This window comes from Pseudomonas sp. MPR-R2A5 (assembly GCF_058793055.1).
The window spans coordinates 98,373-115,369 of record NZ_JBXAFK010000019.1 but is presented as its reverse complement, the minus strand read 5'-3'; the positions used below and the strand labels follow the sequence as shown (position 1 = coordinate 115,369).

The 16,997-nt window shown below is 61.1% G+C and carries 15 protein-coding genes; 7 read left to right on the top strand and 8 right to left on the bottom strand.

Annotated elements, in window-relative coordinates:
* Positions 1 to 208: 208 nt before the first annotated feature.
* From AC1Q6I_RS15575 to gap, 5 genes are all read right to left on the bottom strand, one after another.
* Positions 209 to 817, bottom strand: a complete 609-nt coding sequence (locus AC1Q6I_RS15575; RefSeq protein ID WP_069076911.1) for a biliverdin-producing heme oxygenase — start codon at positions 815 to 817, stop codon at positions 209 to 211.
* A gap of 133 nt (positions 818 to 950) precedes the next feature.
* Entirely contained in the window at positions 951 to 3,515 is a 2,565-nt protein-coding gene (locus tag AC1Q6I_RS15570; protein WP_069076912.1) for a TonB-dependent receptor, read from the bottom strand.
* A 116-nt stretch (positions 3,516 to 3,631) separates the two neighbouring features.
* On the bottom strand, positions 3,632 to 4,597 hold the full coding sequence (locus AC1Q6I_RS15565; RefSeq protein WP_069076913.1) for a FecR family protein: 966 nt from the start codon (positions 4,595 to 4,597) through the stop codon (positions 3,632 to 3,634).
* 77 nt (positions 4,598 to 4,674) lie between these two features.
* A complete protein-coding gene (locus AC1Q6I_RS15560; protein WP_024077196.1) occupies positions 4,675 to 5,193 on the bottom strand; it encodes an RNA polymerase sigma factor in 519 nt (172 codons plus the stop codon).
* Between the two features lie 298 nt (positions 5,194 to 5,491).
* Positions 5,492 to 6,493 carry a type I glyceraldehyde-3-phosphate dehydrogenase gene (gene gap, locus AC1Q6I_RS15555; protein ID WP_015885658.1) on the bottom strand — a complete coding sequence of 334 codons (1,002 nt, stop codon included), beginning with the start codon at positions 6,491 to 6,493 and terminating at the stop codon, positions 5,492 to 5,494.
* A 221-nt stretch (positions 6,494 to 6,714) separates the two neighbouring features.
* Between gap and edd the strand changes: the two genes are divergently transcribed.
* The 4 genes from edd to AC1Q6I_RS15535 all read left to right on the top strand — a co-directional run bounded on the left by edd (position 6,715) and on the right by AC1Q6I_RS15535 (position 11,821).
* On the top strand, positions 6,715 to 8,541 hold the full coding sequence (edd, locus tag AC1Q6I_RS15550) for a phosphogluconate dehydratase (RefSeq protein ID WP_024077194.1): 1,827 nt from the start codon (positions 6,715 to 6,717) through the stop codon (positions 8,539 to 8,541).
* Positions 8,538 to 9,494: a glucokinase gene (locus AC1Q6I_RS15545; protein WP_024077193.1), complete on the top strand. Its 957-nt coding sequence runs from the start codon at positions 8,538 to 8,540 to the stop codon at positions 9,492 to 9,494. The genes edd and AC1Q6I_RS15545 overlap by 4 nt, the downstream gene beginning before the upstream one ends.
* Before the next feature lie 133 nt (positions 9,495 to 9,627).
* A complete protein-coding gene (locus AC1Q6I_RS15540; RefSeq protein WP_024077192.1) occupies positions 9,628 to 10,362 on the top strand; it encodes a response regulator in 735 nt (244 codons plus the stop codon).
* The gene (locus AC1Q6I_RS15535; RefSeq protein WP_102623804.1) at positions 10,352 to 11,821 is read left to right on the top strand and encodes an ATP-binding protein; all 1,470 of its coding nucleotides are present in this window, start codon (positions 10,352 to 10,354) and stop codon (positions 11,819 to 11,821) included. The genes AC1Q6I_RS15540 and AC1Q6I_RS15535 overlap by 11 nt, the downstream gene beginning before the upstream one ends.
* Before the next feature lie 62 nt (positions 11,822 to 11,883).
* On the opposite strand, the gene AC1Q6I_RS15530 is transcribed toward AC1Q6I_RS15535, so the two are convergent.
* Positions 11,884 to 12,813 carry an AraC family transcriptional regulator gene (locus AC1Q6I_RS15530; RefSeq protein ID WP_024077190.1) on the bottom strand — a complete coding sequence of 310 codons (930 nt, stop codon included), beginning with the start codon at positions 12,811 to 12,813 and terminating at the stop codon, positions 11,884 to 11,886.
* A gap of 328 nt (positions 12,814 to 13,141) precedes the next feature.
* On the opposite strand from AC1Q6I_RS15530, the gene AC1Q6I_RS15525 reads away from it, so the two are divergent.
* Positions 13,142 to 13,483 (top strand): antibiotic biosynthesis monooxygenase family protein, encoded by a 342-nt coding sequence (locus AC1Q6I_RS15525; RefSeq protein ID WP_024077189.1) that lies wholly within the window; start codon positions 13,142 to 13,144, stop codon positions 13,481 to 13,483.
* Positions 13,484 to 13,525: 42 nt separating this feature from the next.
* Positions 13,526 to 13,771 (top strand): hypothetical protein, encoded by a 246-nt coding sequence (locus tag AC1Q6I_RS15520; RefSeq protein WP_024077188.1) that lies wholly within the window; start codon positions 13,526 to 13,528, stop codon positions 13,769 to 13,771.
* A 122-nt stretch (positions 13,772 to 13,893) separates the two neighbouring features.
* Here AC1Q6I_RS15520 and AC1Q6I_RS15515 read toward each other — a convergent pair whose 3' ends face one another.
* On the bottom strand, positions 13,894 to 14,526 hold the full coding sequence (locus AC1Q6I_RS15515) for a flavin reductase family protein (protein ID WP_069076917.1): 633 nt from the start codon (positions 14,524 to 14,526) through the stop codon (positions 13,894 to 13,896).
* 195 nt (positions 14,527 to 14,721) lie between these two features.
* On the opposite strand from AC1Q6I_RS15515, the gene AC1Q6I_RS15510 reads away from it, so the two are divergent.
* Positions 14,722 to 15,477 (top strand): COG4705 family protein, encoded by a 756-nt coding sequence (locus AC1Q6I_RS15510; RefSeq protein ID WP_024077186.1) that lies wholly within the window; start codon positions 14,722 to 14,724, stop codon positions 15,475 to 15,477.
* 55 nt (positions 15,478 to 15,532) lie between these two features.
* Here the strand turns inward: AC1Q6I_RS15510 and AC1Q6I_RS15505 are convergent, their stop codons facing one another.
* Positions 15,533 to 16,852, bottom strand: a complete 1,320-nt coding sequence (locus tag AC1Q6I_RS15505) for an MFS transporter (RefSeq protein ID WP_024077185.1) — start codon at positions 16,850 to 16,852, stop codon at positions 15,533 to 15,535.
* Between the last annotated feature and the right edge of the window lie 145 nt (positions 16,853 to 16,997).

Genomic DNA, 16,997 nt, shown 5'->3' with positions numbered 1-16,997 from the left:
GACTGAGCCCTGTAGCGTACAGGACCCGGTCCGCTGTAGCCTAACCAACAGCTGTCCAGCTTTTGGGGCGCACTTCACTGAAATGCGATCAACATGTGGGAGGGGGCTTGCCCCCGATGGCGGTGGGTCAGTTACCTATTTGTTGGCTGATGCACTGCTATCGGGGGCAAGCCCCCTCCCACATGTCGACCGCATTTCAATCTGGGGATCAGGCCAGTTCAGGGGCGCTAGCGTACGCCTGTTCCAGCAGCACGGTGAAGCGCACAAACGCATCCACCGCGCCTTTTTCCGCTGCGGCGTCTTCTTCGGCGCTCAATTCGAGCGCGTCGAGGGTACGGGTGAAGCGCTTCCAGCCTTCGGCACGACCGCCGGCCGGCTCACCGAGGTGGCGAGCCCCGAAGGTTTCGCTCAGGCCCAAGCCCACGGCACGCTTGATCAGGAACGCCGCGCCCAGCTTGGAGCCTTCAGACACGAACAGCCAGCCCAGGGCTTCGGCCTTGCTCGGGTTGTTCACCGCGCCGGCAACCGGTGCAGGCACTTGCGTGTCCAGGTCGGCCAGGTCCAGCTTGGCCGCTTCGGCGCGGCAGCGTTCGGCCAGGTCGGGGATGATCTTGATCAGCTCGGCATCGTTGTACAGCGCCACCAGTTCCGACTGGAACAGGTACTGCGCGACCACGAAACGCGCGAAGTTGGCCTGGGATTCAAACGGTGCATGTGCCTTCACCAGCGCGTCGAGCCGGGTATGTGGCGCGTGGGTGATCTGGTTCAGGCGTTGGGAGCGCAGGCTTGGGCGTTCTGCGGTAGGAGAAGCGGTCATGAAAAAGTCCTTGAGAAGGGGAGCGCCTGTTGCCCTGAAGAGAGCTGTTATCAACTAGACGAACAAGAAGACGCGGCACAGTAAAAAATCCTCACCTCGCCGCTGACATTTCGACGAGGTGAGTCGGGTGTTGTCAGATATCCCAGATCACGTTGATCGCAAAGTTGCGACCGGGCTGGGTCAGACGGTCGAGGTTGGCAGGGCCGGTCACCGCGGCTTCACCCACGCTGTCGTAGCTGCGCACATCATCCCAGTTCCAGTACTTCTTGTCGGTGAGGTTGTAGAGGCCGCCGTTGATGGTCACGTCGTTGGTGACTTTGTAGAAGGCGGTCAGGTCGACGACACCGAAACCAGGGGTCTTGAAGGGGCCGCTGGTGTCGCCGTCCGGTGCGTGGAAGGTACTGCTGTCGACGCGATCCTGCTTTTTCACCAGGGTCCAGCTCAGCAGGCCACCGTAGTTGTCCTGCTCGTAGCCCAGGCCGAATACGCCTTTGAGCGGGTTGACGCTGTTCAGCGGTTCGCCGTTATCGTCGTTGCGACCGTAGGCATAGGACACCGAACCTTGGGTGTACAGGCCCTGAGGTGCACCGAACGCATCCAGGTTCAGGCGGCCTTTGGCTTCCGCGCCCTTGATGGTGGCGCGCTTGATATTGATGGCCTGGAACTGTTCGAGGGTGCCGCCGACAACGGCGTTGTCTTCGTCGATGAAGTCGCGGTACTTGTTATAGAACGCGGTGATCTCGAAGGAGCCCGCGTCGAACTTGCCGCGAATCCCGGTTTCGAGACCCTTGCTGGTTTCCGGCTTGAGGTCCGGGTTCGGCTCGACGGTGTAGCCCAGGTTCAGGTTTTCAAAGCGGCCGTACAGCGCCTTGGCGGAGGGTGTACGGAAACCTTCGGCATATTGGCCGAACCAGGTGTATTGATCGGTCAGGGCGTAGGTCAGGCCAAACTTGGGCGTCACGCGGTGCCAGGTCTTTTCCTGGTCGCTCACGGGGTCGGCCCCCGTGGGGTTTACGGTATTGAGGAACGCCTGGGTCAGCTTGGGCTTGAGCTGGGTGTAGTCGTAGCGCACGGCGGGCAGGAAGGTCCACTTGCCCCAGGTGACCTGGTCTTGTGCAAACAGCGAATAGGTGTTGATGGTCGGGTCCGGGAAGTCGCTGGATTTATTCACGCTGTCACTGGCCATTGGGCTGGGCGCGCCCACGGCCGTGCAGCCACTGCCGACGACCAGGCAGGTGGCGCTGCCTTCGCGCGAGCCGGTGACTTTTTGCTGCTTGAGGGTGGTGCCATAGGTCACTTGGTGATCGGTCTCACCGAGGCTGAACGCTTTGTCCAACTGCGCGTCGAAAACCCACTGTTTTTCTTCGTAAAGCGTGTCGCGGGTGCGCAAGACGCGACGGCCCGATTGATAGATTTCGGCGGTGGTCTGGTCGGTCTTGGCGATCTGGTAGTTGAGGCTGGTCTTGATGCGGTCGGCAATCGGCGACTCAAGGGCAACGCTGTTTTCCAGGCCGAAACGTTCACGGGTAATGGTGTCGTTACCGCGACGATCACGGTAGAGGTTGAAGCCTCGGCCGCCGATGAACGGGCCGCCCACCGCGTTCTTCAGGTTGACGTCGCGATCATCCTTGTACTTCTCATACGTCACGCCCAGGCGGTTGTCATCGCCATAATTCCAGCCCAACTTGGCCAGCACGTTGGTGGTGCGCGCGTCCTCCGGGTTGGCGCCCGTGCGGGCCAGGCCGGTAGCGTTGTTGCCGTCGTAGGATTCGGTTTCATGGCCATTGCGCTGGCTCAGGTGCAACAGGCCGTCGAAGTCCTGCAAACGGCCGGCGACCGTGGCGGAGGTCAGCCAGCTTTCGTCGGCGGAGCTGTAGCCGGTTTTCAGACGGGCGCCGACGTCTTGGCCGGGCTTGATGATGTCATCCGGGTCAAGGGTGAAGTAACTCACCGCGCCGCCGATGGCACTGCTGCCGTACAGGGCCGAGGCCGGTCCGCGCAGGATCTCCACGCGCTTGACGATTTCCGGGTCGACGTAGTTGCGACGGGTCTTGGCGTAGGGGCCGTTGAAGAAGTTGTCCGGCACTTCGACACCATCCACCTGGGTGAGGATGCGGTCGCCGTCGATGCCACGGATGTTGTAGCCCGCGTTGCCGGAACGGGTGCCTGCGCCGCCCACCGAGACGCCGGGCTCGTAGCGCGCCAGTTCGCGAATGGTGTTGACGTTCTGGCGGTCCAGCTCTTCGCGGCCATGCACGCTGACGGTGCTCGGTACGCTGTTGATATCCTGCTCATTACGGGTGGCGCTGATGGTCACCTGTTGCAGATTCAACGTGCTGCCCGCCACGCGCTTTTCCAGCACGATGTTGTTATTGCCCAATTTGCGGTAGCTCAGGTTGGTCCCCACCAACAAGCGCTCCAGGGCTTTTTCCGGTGACAGCGCACCGTGTACGCCAGGGGACGATACACCCTGGCCCAGCTCCGCCGGCAGGCCGATTTGCCAGCCGGTCACGCTGGTGAAGGCATTCAGGGCCGAGACCAGCGGCTGCTGCTCAATGCTGAAACGGTAGTTGCCGTGGCTGCGGGCAACGGGCTCGGTGGTCGTGGCGGCCATCACGGGCGCACCGGCCAGCAGGATGGCGACGGTCAGCAAGGACAGCACGGGCGAAGAAGACCGGCGGTTGAAACGAGAGGACATCGAGAGCGCTCCGGAGGTACGAGTCTTATAGTTGCGAACCGTTCCAAATAGGAATCAGTTGCATTGGCTAAGACGAGACGTACTGCCGCAGGCTATCGAGTAAAAATAATTCTCATTTAGTTCAAGATCACCAGCGCCGGATATTCCGACAGCTTGGCCGAGGTGATGTGCGCCAGGGAACGCACCACGTCCAGCGGTTGGTCGAGGCGGTAATTGCCGGTGACGGCGATGCTGGCGAGCTTGTCGTTGGTGTTGACGATCCAGCCCGGGTAATAGCGGCGCAATTCGGCAAGCACTTCGCTCATCGGGCAGTTTTCGAAAATCAGCCGGCCCTGGACCCAGGCCAGGTCTTTGTTGGCATCGAGTTTGGCGGGCGGCCCAAAGCCCTTGGGGCCGATACGGATGCTTTCGCCCGCGCTCAAGCGCACACGGGCGTCGTCGAAGGTAGTGCTCAGGTCGACATCGCCGCGCTGCACTTGCACCTGGGCTTCGCCATTGAGGTAGCGCACGGCGAAGGCCGTGTCGCGCACGCTGGCGCGGACGGGGCCTGCGTCGATTTCCAGGGGCAGGCCGCGGCTGGGTACCACTTCGAAAAACGCCTCGCCCTGGTACAGGCGGGCGATGCGCTGATGGTCCTCGATGCGGCTGGAAAACGCCGAATTGGTATTCAGCAGTACTTTCGACCCATCGTCCAATTGCAGGCGCTGGCGCTCACCCACCACGGTGAGATGGTCCGCCTGCAGGCGCACGGGCAGGTTGCTGAAACTGAACAACCCCAGCAGCAACACGGCAGCGGTGGCCAAGGGTTTCCAATGCGGCTGCAGGCGACGCCAGGCGCTGGGTTTGCGTGGCGCCGCCAGGGCCACCGCGGCACTGTGTACGGGAGCGCCACCCCAGGCAGCCTGCGCCTTCCCGAACGCGTGGACGTGCGCCGGGTCGCGGGCCAGCCACGCTTCAAACTCGGCCTGCTGCCCGGCCCGCGGGCACTGCAAGGCGATCAGCCAGTCCAGTGCCTGGTCCATAGCCGGGTCTTGCAACACCTCATCCGCCAGCTCATGGGGGCGCAGGTTATTCGGGTCCATCACGGTGTGCCTCGGGTCTTCGCCACGTTTTATTTATCTTTTCTACAGCCTTGGTCGACATTTCTGTCGGATGAAGCTTAAGGCTGATCCAGCCGTTCGGCCACACCTACGCAGATGGCCATGATCAATTTCAGTTCCTTTTGCACGGTGCTCAAGGACACGTTCAACTGATCGGCAATCTCCTGGTAGCTGCAACCGTGCAGGCGGCTGAGGATGAAAATCTGCTGCTGGCGCGCGCTCAACCGGCCAAGGCTGACACTCAAGTGTTCGAGCAATTGTTCGGCCTGGGTGGCGTCTTCGGGGGTGCTGATGGGGGCAGCGACGCTTTGCAGGATGTCCAGTGGCACATCTTCCTGCAGCGTGCGGGCCTGGACCCTGCGCGAGCGCAAGTGATCCAGCGCCAGGTTACGGGCGGTCTGGTAGACGAAGGGTTCAAGGTGGTCGATCGGCCGCTCGCTCAGGGCCCGGGTGACGCGCAGGTAGGTTTCCTGCACCAGGTCTTCGGCGGTGCTGGGGTTATTCACCATCCGCTGCAAGGTGCGTAGCAGAATCAGCCGTTGGCTGAGAAAGACATGGTTGAAGCGAGATAGGCTCACAGTGATACCTGACCGATTGGCAGTTAATGATAATGCTTATCATCAATGCAAATGGCAAGTGGCACTTTGCTGCAACACGGTGAACTCGGCAGACGCGCGCTTTTGTGGCGAGCGGGCTTGCCCCGCGTTGGGCTGCGCAGCAGCCCTAAATAAGAACACCGTGTTTTTCCAGGCAAAACGCGGCGGCAGTTTTTGGGGCTGCTACGCAGCCCAACGCGGGGCAAGCCCGCTCGCCACAACAAGCCCGCTTGCCACAGTAAGCCCGCTTGCCACAACAAGCCCCGCCTGAACACAGGCGTTATTCGGCGTTGCACAGCGCCAGGCAGTTATCCAGCATGCGGTTGGAGAAGCCCCATTCGTTGTCGTACCAGGCCAGCACCTTCAGCAATTTGCCGCTGACCTTGGTGTGATTGGCGTCGAAGATCGACGACAACGGGTTATGGTTGAAGTCACTGGATACCAGCGGCAGGGTGTTGTAGCCGAGGATTTTCGAGTGCTGGCTGGCTTCCTTGAGCAGCGCGTTGACTTCTTCCGCGGTAGCTTCTTTCTTCAGTTGTACGGTGAGGTCCACCAGCGACACGTTGATCACGGGTACCCGCACGGCCATGCCGGTCAGTTTGCCCGCCAGTTCCGGCAGTACCAGGCCAACCGCTTCGGCGGCGCCGGTCTTGCTCGGGATCATGTTCTGGGTGGCCGAACGCGCCCGGTACGGGTCGGTATGGTAGACGTCGGTCAGGTTCTGGTCGTTGGTGTAGGCGTGAATCGTGGTCATCAAGCCGCTTTCGATGCCCAGCTCGCGATGCAGCACTTGGGCCACCGGCGCCAGGCAGTTGGTGGTGCAGGAGGCGTTGGAGATGATCTGGTGGGATTGACGCAGAATGTCATGGTTCACGCCGTAGACCACGGTAGCGTCCGCGCCCTTGGCCGGGGCCGAGATGATTACCTTGCGCGCGCCAGCGGTAATATGGGCGGCCGCCTTGTCGCGGTCGGTGAACAGGCCGGTGCATTCGAACACCACGTCGATCTTGTGCGCGGCCCATGGCAGGTCGGCCGGGTTGCGAATGGCACTGACGGCGATCCGGTCACCGTTGACGGTCAGGCTTTCCTGATCGTGGGCGACCTCTGCCTCGAAAGTACCGTGTACGGTGTCGTATTTGAGCAGGTGGGCATTGATCGAACTGTCGCCCAAATCATTGATGGCGACGATCTGCAAATCCTGGCGGTAGCCTTGGGTATACAGTGCGCGCAGGACATTGCGGCCGATACGGCCAAAACCATTGATTGCGATTCGAAGAGTCATTGGAAAGTGCCTGTCGTCGATTTGTTGTAAGAATTACAAGATTATTCGCATAAAAATAGAAAACAAGCCTTTTTAGTGGCAATATTTTGTTCAATCTACAACGAGTGACCTGAATCAACTGGTCCGATGATTTAAACGACTCCCTGCCATCCCATGTGCTGCGGGCGTTTGATCAGCATAGACACTCAGGTCGCCACATCCGTTAGCCTGGAGTTCTACACATGCATCCCCGCGTTCTTGAGGTCACCGAACGGCTTATCGCCCGCAGTCGTGCAACCCGTGAGGCATACCTTGCGCTCATTCGCGGCGCAGCCAGCGACGGCCCGATGCGCGGCAAGCTGCAATGCGCCAACTTTGCCCATGGCGTGGCCGGTTGCGGCACCGAAGATAAAAATAGCCTGCGCATGATGAACGCCGCCAACGTGGCAATTGTTTCGTCATATAACGACATGCTCTCGGCGCACCAGCCGTATGAACATTTCCCTGAACAGATCAAGAAAGCCCTGCGCGAAGTCGGCTCGGTCGGCCAGTTCGCCGGCGGCACCCCGGCCATGTGCGACGGCGTGACCCAAGGCGAGCCCGGCATGGAACTGAGCCTGCTCAGCCGTGAAGTGATCGCCATGTCCACGGCGGTAGCGCTGTCCCACAACATGTTCGACGCGGCGCTGATGCTGGGCATCTGCGACAAGATCGTGCCCGGCCTGATGATGGGCGCACTGCGCTATGGCCACCTGCCGATGATCTTCGTTCCTGGCGGGCCCATGCCGTCGGGCATCTCCAACAAGCAGAAAGCCGATGTGCGCCAGCGCTACGCCGAAGGCAAGGCCAGTCGCGAAGAGCTGCTGGAATCGGAGATGAAGTCCTACCACAGCCCTGGCACGTGCACCTTCTACGGCACTGCCAACACCAACCAGCTGTTGATGGAAGTGATGGGCCTGCACTTGCCCGGCGCCTCGTTCGTCAACCCGTACACGCCGCTGCGCGATGCGCTGACCCGCGAAGCCGCCCATCAGGTCACGCGCTTGACCAAGGCGAACGGCAACTTCACGCCGATCGGTGAGATCGTCGACGAGAAATCCATCGTCAACTCCATCGTCGCCCTCAACGCCACGGGCGGTTCCACCAACCACACCCTGCATATGCCGGCCATCGCCATGTCGGCGGGGATCATCCTGACCTGGCAAGACATGGCCGACCTCTCTGAGGTGGTGCCCACCCTGTCCCACGTGTATCCAAACGGCAAGGCCGACATCAACCACTTCCAGGCGGCGGGCGGCATGTCGTTCCTGATCCGCGAACTGCTGGAAGCCGGCCTGCTCCACGAAGACGTCAATACCGTGGCCGGCAAGGGCCTGAGCCGCTACACCCAGGAACCGTTCCTGGTCGACGGCGAGCTGATCTGGCGCGATGGCCCGATCGAAAGCCTCGATGAAGCCATCCTGCGCCCGGTGGCCCGTGCGTTCTCCCCGGAAGGCGGCTTGCGCGTGATGGAAGGCAACCTGGGCCGTGGCGTGATGAAAGTCTCCGCCGTGGCGCCGGAGCACCAGATCGTCGAAGCTCCGGCGGTGGTGTTCCAGGACCAGCAGGACCTGGCCGATGCGTTCAAGGCCGGCCAGTTGGAAAAAGACTTCGTCGCGGTGATGCGCTTCCAGGGGCCACGCTCCAACGGCATGCCGGAACTGCACAAGATGACGCCGTTCCTTGGCGTATTGCAGGACCGTGGCTTCAAGGTGGCGTTGGTGACAGATGGGCGTATGTCGGGCGCGTCGGGTAAGATCCCCGCCGCGATTCATGTCAACCCCGAAGCCCAGAGCGGCGGGCCGCTGGCACGGGTGCGCGATGGCGATATCATTCGTGTGGATGGCGTGAAAGGCACCTTGGAGCTTAAGGTGGACGCCGAAGAATTTGCAGCGCGCGCGCCAGCCACGGGCCTGTTGGGCAATAACGTGGGGGCCGGTCGCGAGCTGTTTGCATTTATGCGCTTGGCCGCAAGCTCCGCAGAGCAGGGCGCCAGCGCCTTTACCTCTGCCCTGGAGACGCTTAAGTGAAGCTTGCGCTGGTCGGTGATATCGGGGGTACCAACGCCCGTTTTGCGTTGTGGCGGGATCAGGCCCTGCATTCGATTCGTGTGCATGCCACGGCGGATCACAAGAGCCCTGAAGACGCGATCAAGGTCTATCTCCAGGAAGAAGGCCTGGAAATCGGCGACATCGGTGCGGTGTGCCTGTCGGTGGCCGGTCCGGTGAGCGGGGATGAATTTAAATTCACCAACAATCACTGGCGTTTGAGCAAGACTGCGTTTTGCCGGGCTTTGCAGGTGGATGAGCTGTTGCTGGTGAATGATTTCTCGGCCATGGCCCTGGGCATGACCCGCCTTAAGCCCGACGAGTTCCGCGTGGTCTGCGAAGGCACGCCGGAGCCGTTGCGCCCGGCGGTGGTGATCGGCCCGGGCACCGGCCTGGGTGTCGGCACCTTGCTGGACTTGGGCGGCGGCCGTTGGGCCGCGTTGCCGGGGGAGGGTGGTCATGTCGACCTGCCCCTGAGCAGCCCGCGGGAAGCCCAGCTGTGGCAGCACATTTACAATGAGATCGGCCATGTCAGCGCCGAAAGCGTCTTGAGTGGCGCCGGTTTGCCGCGTCTGTACCGGGCGATCTGTGCCGTGGACGGCCACACCCCGGTGCTGGAAACTCCTGAAGCCGTGACGGCGGCAGGCCTGGCCGGCGACCCGGTGGCGATGGAAGTCTTGGATCAGTTCAGCATCTGGCTGGGCAGGGTCGCGGGTAACAACGTGCTGACCACGGGTGGTCGCGGTGGCGTCTACATCGTGGGCGGTGTGATACCGAGGTTTGCCGACTTCTTTATCCACAGCGGTTTTGCCAAAAGCTTCAGCGACAAAGGCTGCATGAGCGACTACTTCAAAGGTATTCCGGTGTGGTTGGTGACCGCGCCGTATTCCGGGTTGACCGGGGCTGGCGTCGCACTGGAACAGGCGTTTGCATAGGGACTGATGGCCTCATCGGGGCAAGCCCCTCCCACATTTGGAACGTATTCCAATGTAGGAGGGGTGGTGCGACGATTCGACTTGCCCCCGATGAGGCCATCAATAACACCCCCATAACAACAAGGAGGACCCCGTGAGCGTAATCAGTAAATCGATTCTCCTCGTCGATGACGACCAGGAAATCCGCGAATTGCTGCAAACCTACCTCAGTCGTGCCGGCTTCCAGGTGCGTGGCGTGCCGGATGGCGCGGGGTTCCGCCAGGCGATGAACGAAGCGCCGTGCGACCTGGTTATCCTTGATGTGATGCTGCCGGACGAAGACGGTTTCAGCCTTTGCCGCTGGATTCGCCAGCACCCGCGCCAGGCGCAGGTGCCCATCATTATGCTCACGGCCAGTTCCGACGAAGCCGACCGCGTGATCGGCCTGGAGCTGGGCGCCGATGACTACATCGGCAAACCCTTCAGCCCCCGCGAGTTGCAAGCGCGCATCAAGGCCCTGTTGCGCCGCTGCCAGTTTGGCCAGGAGCGCAGCGGCAATGGCGACGTGCTGGTGTTCGATGAATGGCGCCTGGACATGATCAGCCACCGCCTGTTTCATGTGGACGGTGAAGAGGTGATTCTCTCCGGTGCCGACTTTGCCTTGCTCAAGTTGTTTCTCGATCACCCGCAACAGATCCTCGACCGCGACACCATCGGCAACGCCACCCGTGGCCGTGACCTGATGCCGCTGGACCGCATCGTCGACATGGCCGTCAGCCGCCTGCGCCAACGCCTGCGCGATACCGAAAAACCCCCGAGGCTGATCCGCACTGTGCGTGGCAGCGGTTATCAACTGGCAGCCAGCGTGGTTGCCGGCAATGCCCACTGAACACCTGACCGAGCGTCGCCGGCGCTTCCCGGTACCGCGTTCGTTGCTGGGGCGCATGCTGCTGCTGACTTTGCTCGCGGTGTTGTTCGCCCAGGCGCTGTCCAGCGTGATCTGGGTTTCGCAATTGCGCGCCACCCAGCTCGAAGGCTTGGTCACCAGCGCCCGCAGCCTGGCGCACTCGATGACCGCGAGCGTGAGTTATTTCCGTTCGCTGCCGGTGGCTTACCGCCCCTTGGTGCTCGACCAGTTGCGCAGCATGGGCGGCACCCGGTTTGTGGTCACCCTCAACGATCGCCCGCTGGACATGGCGATATTGCCGCAGACCCCGCGCAAGCAAGCGGTGCTGGAAGCGGTCGACGAAGTGCTGCGCCAGACCCTGGGCGCCGACGTGCATATCTCGGTGGAGTTCGTCAGCGCCGAAGACCTGCGCATCTTCAACGCCGGTTTGAAGCTCGATGAACTGCCCCGCTCCTGGGCGCATTACGCGCTGACCCTGGAGCCGGTGAATCCACCGGTACTGGTCACCCAGATCCAACTCGCCCCCGGCGAATGGTTGTACATTGCGTCGCTGTTGCCCGAGCCCTACACCAGTCTCGAAGAACAGGGCCTGCCGTCTCAGCAGGTGTGGTTTATCGTGCTGACCAGTGGCTTTTTACTGCTGTTCATCGGCCTGCTGGTGCACTGGCAGAGCCGGCCGCTCAAGCGCCTGGCACGGGCGGCGCGGGATATGTCCCTGGGCGCCGACGTGGAGCCGGTGGCCGAAGGCGGCGGCAGTGAAGTGGTGGAGGTAGGCCGTGCGTTCAAAGCCATGCGCGAACGCATCAGCCGTTACCTGACCGAACGCAGCCAGTTGTTCAGCGCCATTTCCCACGACCTGCGCACGCCAATTACCCGCCTGCGCCTGCGGGTTGAATTGCTTGAAGATGAGAACCTGCAAACCAAGTTCGGCCGCGACCTGGATGAGTTGGAGTTGCTGGTCAAAGGCGCGCTGCAATGTGTGAAAGACACCGACATCCACGAAAACATCGAACCGGTGGACCTCAATCATGTGCTCGAATGCCTGGTGGAGCCGTATGTGGCGCCCAACGGCAACGGCCGCGTCACGTTGGACGGCTATGCCTTGGCGCCTTACCCGGGTAAGCCGCTGGCGCTCAAGCGCTGCATCGGCAACCTGATCGACAATGCCTTGAAGTATGGGCAGAACGCGCATTTGCACATCGAGGACGATGGCGCGGAATTTATCCTGCACGTGGATGACGAAGGTCCCGGCGTACCGGAACAGCGTCTGGAGCAAGTCTTCGAACCGCACTTCCGCCTTGCCGGCCAGCAGCAGGGCTACGGCTTGGGCCTGGGCATTGCGCGCAATATCGCCCATAGCCATGGCGGCGAGGTGAGTTTGCAGAACTTGCGCGAAGGCGGCTTGCGAGTCACGTTACAACTCCCCCGAACCCTGGATTAGCAAACAGCGCCGATCAAATGTGGGAGGGAGCAAGCCCCTCCCACATTTTGATCTTCATTGGCTCAGACGCTCTGGCGCAGTCTTGCCAAATCCCTCAGCGGCGGCGCCCCAAACAACCGGCTGTACTCCCGGCTGAACTGCGACGGGCTTTCATACCCCACCCGATACCCGGCCGCCGACGCTTCCAGCCCTTCGGCGATCATCAGGCGCCGCGCCTCCTGCAAGCGCAACTGTTTCTGGTATTGCAGCGGGCTCATGGCGGTGATTGCCTTGAAGCGGTGGTGCAAGGTCGAGACGCTCAGGTTCACTTCCTTGGCCAAGTCATCAATGCGCAGCGGTTGTTCGTAATTGCCGTTGAGCCACTTGATCGCCTGGCTGACCCGATGGCTTTGGCTGTTGGCCACGGCAATTTCATACAACCGATAACCTTGCGGCCCACGCAGCAAGCGGTAGAGGATTTCACGGTTGATCAACGGCGCGAGCATGGCGATGTCTTTCGGGGTATCCAGCAGGCGCGCCAGGCGCAGCACGGCGTCGAGCAACTGGGGGTCGATGCGGTCCACATACATCCCGCGCGATGTCGGACGCGTGGGCACGCCCATGGGGCCGGCTTCGGCGATCAAGGCCGTGAGCTGCGCCGGGTCGATATTGATGCGCACCGACAGGTTCGGATCTTCCGGCGTGGCATCGATGATCCGCCCGGCCACCGGCATCGCCACCGAGAACACCAGGTAGTTGAGCGGGTCGTAGGCAAAGATTTCGTCGGCCAGGCGCACTTCCTTGCTGCCGTTGGCGAGGATGCACAACGCCGGTTCCACCAGCACCGGCATGAAGTCACGCGGCGTGTTGTGGCGGTTCAGGAACAGTGACGTAATCGCCGTGCCATAGGAGCCGTCTTCCCAGGTATGACGATGCACGATACTCGCCAGCTCGGCGCGCTGTTTTTCCGTCTCGGCATCGAGGGGCATGGACTGATGTTCGGGCGACGACATGAGGCGTCCTCTGCATGCTTTTTTGATGGGCTCAGCTTAGCGGCCGCTTTTCAAACAGTGTTACGACGATTCTGCACAATCCTTGCCTGATCCTGCGACCTTTCGTGAATCAGGCAAGCGTAGGGGCTGTCATCTCCCTGAAACAAGGCGTTTGCCCACGGAATAAACCGGCGGGCCGAGCGTCCTTCTCTACGCTTTTCGCAGGATTGTGCAATAAGCCGGCAGGAATCGACTAACCGCGCTCACCATTGCGCCGCTATCTTTGATCCTGTGGCAACACACCCTCACAGTGCTTGCCGAGCATCACTTCTCAACGGGAGAGTCGAATATGTCCACCCCCATTCCCGCGAGCCATATGGCCTTTATCCGCGCCCGCAGCGGGTGCAGCACCGAACTCGGTGCACGCTTGAGCAGTTTGATCGAACCGGGCCGCCAGGCTCAGGGTTGCTTGCAATTTTCGTTGCAGCATTCCCAGGTCGACCCCGATGTCTGGTTGGTCTCCGGCTTCTGGAGCAGCGAGCAGGCAATGAGCGCTTACTTCAGTTCGCCGGCCCTGATGCTCTTCACCGAATTGTTGAACGACATGGTGGTGCGCAGCATGGACTTCCAGACCTTCACCGATGCATCCGCCGCCAACGCCTACGGTGAGTACCTGCAACTGGCCGGTTAATGGTTAGAATGGCCAACTTTTCCATTGGCCAGGACCTGCAACATGGCACGTAAACAATTTGCCCACCACGAAGCCGTTTCCGCCGTAGTACCGGGTGAAGGGGCCTACAGCGCTGCCGTCGCCGTCAAGGCACTGGATGGCATGGGCGCCCCGAAATTTCACAAGATCCTGGATGGGCAGACGTTCAAGACGGCCTCCGACGCCGATGATGCGGCCACCGTGCAGCTTGAGCGGTTGATCGATGTTGATGAAGAGGGTCAACTGACCTGGGCGAGCGCCGCCAGCTGAACAACGCCGACAATCTAATGTGGGAGGGGGCTTGCCCCCGATAGCAGTGTGACAGTCAACAAAGATGTTGAATGTGCCATTGCCATCGGGGCAAGCCCCCCCTTTTTTTGACTGTATTTCAGTCAGGGTTTGGTGGCGCCTGGGCGATACATCTTGAACAGCGCCTCAGGGCCCAATTGGAAGTAATCCGCCGGGCCGCCGCCCCGCAGGATCGGCTCGGCGGCGGCGGTGTCGTAGATCCCGTCCTTGAGCAGCCACTTGGCAATGTGCACCGCGACCACCTCGCCCAGCACCAGCCAGCTTGGCACCGGTTGCTTGTCCGCACGTTGCAGCTGGATGATCTGCGTGACCTTGCACTCGAACGATACCGGGCTCTCGCCCACTCGCGGAACGCTCACGATCTTCGAAGCCACCGGTGTCAGCCCGGACAACTCGAATTCGTTCACCTCTGGTCCTACCGCCGCGCAACTCTGGTTCATCTGCTCGGCCAACGGGCGGGTGGCCAGGTTCCAGACAAACTCGCCGGTCTGTTCGATATTGTTCAGGCTGTCTTTGCGCCCGACACTGGAAAAACCAATGATCGGCGGAATGTAGTTGAACGCGTTGAAGAAACTGTAGGGCGCCAGGTTCAGGCGGCCGTTGCTGTCGTGTGAGGAGATCCAGCCAATCGGCCGTGGACCGACGATGGCATTGAACGGGTCATGGGGCAGGCCGTGGCCGTTGGCGGGTTCGTAGAAATAGATATCGTCAGGCATGGCCGGGGTTCCTGCTGCGGGGTTCGGGAAGGTAGCCATAGTGCAATCCACGGCAGTGAATTTCCATTGGCCCTATGGAATTTTCATTCAACGCCCACCTATTTTTCACAGCGCCCCGTTCAGTCTGCGCGCAACGTCGACACCCCCTATAAGTCGGCTATTTGACAGACTGAAGCTTCGGAGCCTTGCCCCCCAATGAACAAACTTCCTCAGATCACCCTGGCGTTCTGGGTCATGAAAATCTGCGCAACCACCCTGGGCGAAACCGCCGGGGACTTGCTGTCGATGACCCTGAACGTTGGCTACGCCATCAGCTCGATGATCCTGATCAGCGTGTTCCTGGTTACCCTGGTGACGCAACTCTGGTCGAAAGCCTACAACCCGGTGCTGTACTGGATTGTGATCCTGTCCACCAGCACTGCCGGCACCACCATGTCGGACTTCATGGACCGCAGCCTGGGCCTGGGTTATGCCACGGGGTCGATGATCCTGATCGTGATTTTGATGATCATCTTTGCGTTGTGGCACCTCAGTGGCGACTCGCTGAACGTGAACAAGGTGCAGACCTTCCGGGGAGAGTTGTTCTACTGGATGGCGATCCTGTTCTCCAACACCCTGGGGACCGCGCTGGGCGACTTCCTGGCGGATGATTCCGGGCTCGGCTTCGCCGGTGGCGCGTTGTTGATTGGCTCCACCATCGCAGCGGTGGTGGCGCTCAAGTACTTCACGCGGATTTCGTCGGTGTTGTTGTTCTGGGTGGCCTTCGTGCTGACTCGGCCATTTGGTGCGACCCTGGGCGATTTCCTGACCAAGCCCCACGAAAAGGGCGGGTTGGACTTCGGCACCATCGGTTCGTCGGCGGTGTTGGCGGCGGTGCTGGTGGTGATGATTGTCGGGGCGTCGTACGCACAGCGGCGCTATGTGCGGCGCGAAGTGGCAGAGTTGTCCTGATGCCAAATGTGGGAGGGGGCAAGCCCCCTCCCACATTTTCTACTGCATCCAGCGGTTAGTCCGTGGTAATCCGCGAATGCTTGCGGGTGTCCTTCATGGTCACATAGACCGCCAGAGACACCGCGATACAGGCCGTCACGTACCAGTAATAACCGGTTTCCATGCCAATGCTCTTGAACCACAGCGCGATGTATTCAGCGGTACCGCCGAAGATCGACACGGTCAGTGCATACGGCAGGCCCACGCCCAGCGCGCGGATTTCAGTCGGGAACAGCTCGGCCTTCACCACCGCGTTGATCGAGGTGTAGCCGCTGACGATGATCAGCGCCGCCATGATCAGGAAGAACGCGCCCCACCAGGTCTGGATGGTGTGCAGGGTGGTGAGGATCGGCACGGTGAACAGGGTGCCGAGGATACCGAATGCGATCAGGATCGGCCGACGGCCGATCTTGTCCGACAGCCCACCGACCAGGGGTTGCAGGCACATGAACAGAAACAGCGTGGCCGCCGAGATGGTGGTGGAGTCGGAGATGCTCATGCCGACGGTGTTCACCAGGTACTTCTGCATGTAGGTGGTGTAGGTGTAGAAGGCCAGGGTACCGCCCATGGTCAGGCCGACCACGGTCATCAGTTCCTTGGGGTGGCGCATCAAGGTGCGCATTGCGCTTTCCTTGGCTTTTTCCTTCTTGGTGAACGACTCGGTTTCTTCCATGCCACGACGCAGGTACAGCGCCACGACCGCGCACAGGGCGCCGATGGCGAAGGGGATGCGCCAGCCCCAGGCATACAACTGCTCGGTGGTCAGCAATTGTTGCAGCACGATCAGTACGGCCAGAGCGATGAGCTGGCCAGAGATCAGGGTCACGTATTGGAAGCTGGAGTAGAAACCACGACGCTCCTTGGTTGCCATCTCGCTGAGGTAGGTGGCGGAGGTGCCGTATTCGCCCCCGACCGACAGGCCCTGCAGCAAACGGGCAAATACCAGCAGGATCGGCGCGCCGATACCGATGACTTCATAACTCGGGCTCAGGGCAATCAGCAGCGAGCCGAAACACATCAGGTACACCGAGGCCATCAAGGCCTTTTTACGCCCCACTTTGTCGGCGTACAGGCCCATCAGCCAGCCGCCGATCGGGCGCATCAGGAAGCCCACGGCGAAGATCGCGGCGGTATTGAGCAGTTGGGCGGTGGTGTCGCCTTTCGGGAAAAAGGTTTTTGCGAAGTACAACGAGAAAGCGGCGTAGACGTACCAGTCGTACCACTCGACCATGTTGCCGACAGAGCCGCTGAAAATCGACTTGATCCGGCTGGAAGTGGTGCGCTCTTTTGTCGGCGCGGCCGCCGACCCCAGAGGCAGGGCGTTGGAGTTATCCATTGAAGGATCCTTCATCTAGTTGTTTTTATGGAGCGGCGTGAGCAAAGCGAACGCAGCCTGGCTCGAGCTATAGCAGGAGCTGTGCCAGCTGGATGAACGCCCGGTCTAGAGGGGTTTGGCGGATTTTTTGAGCGGAAAGTCGCTG

What these genes read in the sequence shown, in the direction of transcription:
- AC1Q6I_RS15575 (WP_069076911.1), bottom strand. Translation starts at nt 817, where the DNA reads ATGACCGCTTCTCCTACCGCAGAACGCCCAAGCCTGCGCTCCCAACGC.
- AC1Q6I_RS15570 (WP_069076912.1), bottom strand. Translation starts at nt 3,515, where the DNA reads ATGTCCTCTCGTTTCAACCGCCGGTCTTCTTCGCCCGTGCTGTCCTTG.
- AC1Q6I_RS15565 (WP_069076913.1), bottom strand. Translation starts at nt 4,597, where the DNA reads ATGGACCCGAATAACCTGCGCCCCCATGAGCTGGCGGATGAGGTGTTG.
- gap (WP_015885658.1), bottom strand. Translation starts at nt 6,493, where the DNA reads ATGACTCTTCGAATCGCAATCAATGGTTTTGGCCGTATCGGCCGCAAT.
- edd (WP_024077194.1), top strand. Translation starts at nt 6,715, where the DNA reads ATGCATCCCCGCGTTCTTGAGGTCACCGAACGGCTTATCGCCCGCAGT.
- AC1Q6I_RS15535 (WP_102623804.1), top strand. Translation starts at nt 10,352, where the DNA reads ATGCCCACTGAACACCTGACCGAGCGTCGCCGGCGCTTCCCGGTACCG.
- AC1Q6I_RS15530 (WP_024077190.1), bottom strand. Translation starts at nt 12,813, where the DNA reads ATGTCGTCGCCCGAACATCAGTCCATGCCCCTCGATGCCGAGACGGAA.
- AC1Q6I_RS15525 (WP_024077189.1), top strand. Translation starts at nt 13,142, where the DNA reads ATGTCCACCCCCATTCCCGCGAGCCATATGGCCTTTATCCGCGCCCGC.
- AC1Q6I_RS15520 (WP_024077188.1), top strand. Translation starts at nt 13,526, where the DNA reads ATGGCACGTAAACAATTTGCCCACCACGAAGCCGTTTCCGCCGTAGTA.
- AC1Q6I_RS15515 (WP_069076917.1), bottom strand. Translation starts at nt 14,526, where the DNA reads ATGCCTGACGATATCTATTTCTACGAACCCGCCAACGGCCACGGCCTG.
- AC1Q6I_RS15510 (WP_024077186.1), top strand. Translation starts at nt 14,722, where the DNA reads ATGAACAAACTTCCTCAGATCACCCTGGCGTTCTGGGTCATGAAAATC.
- AC1Q6I_RS15505 (WP_024077185.1), bottom strand. Translation starts at nt 16,852, where the DNA reads ATGGATAACTCCAACGCCCTGCCTCTGGGGTCGGCGGCCGCGCCGACA.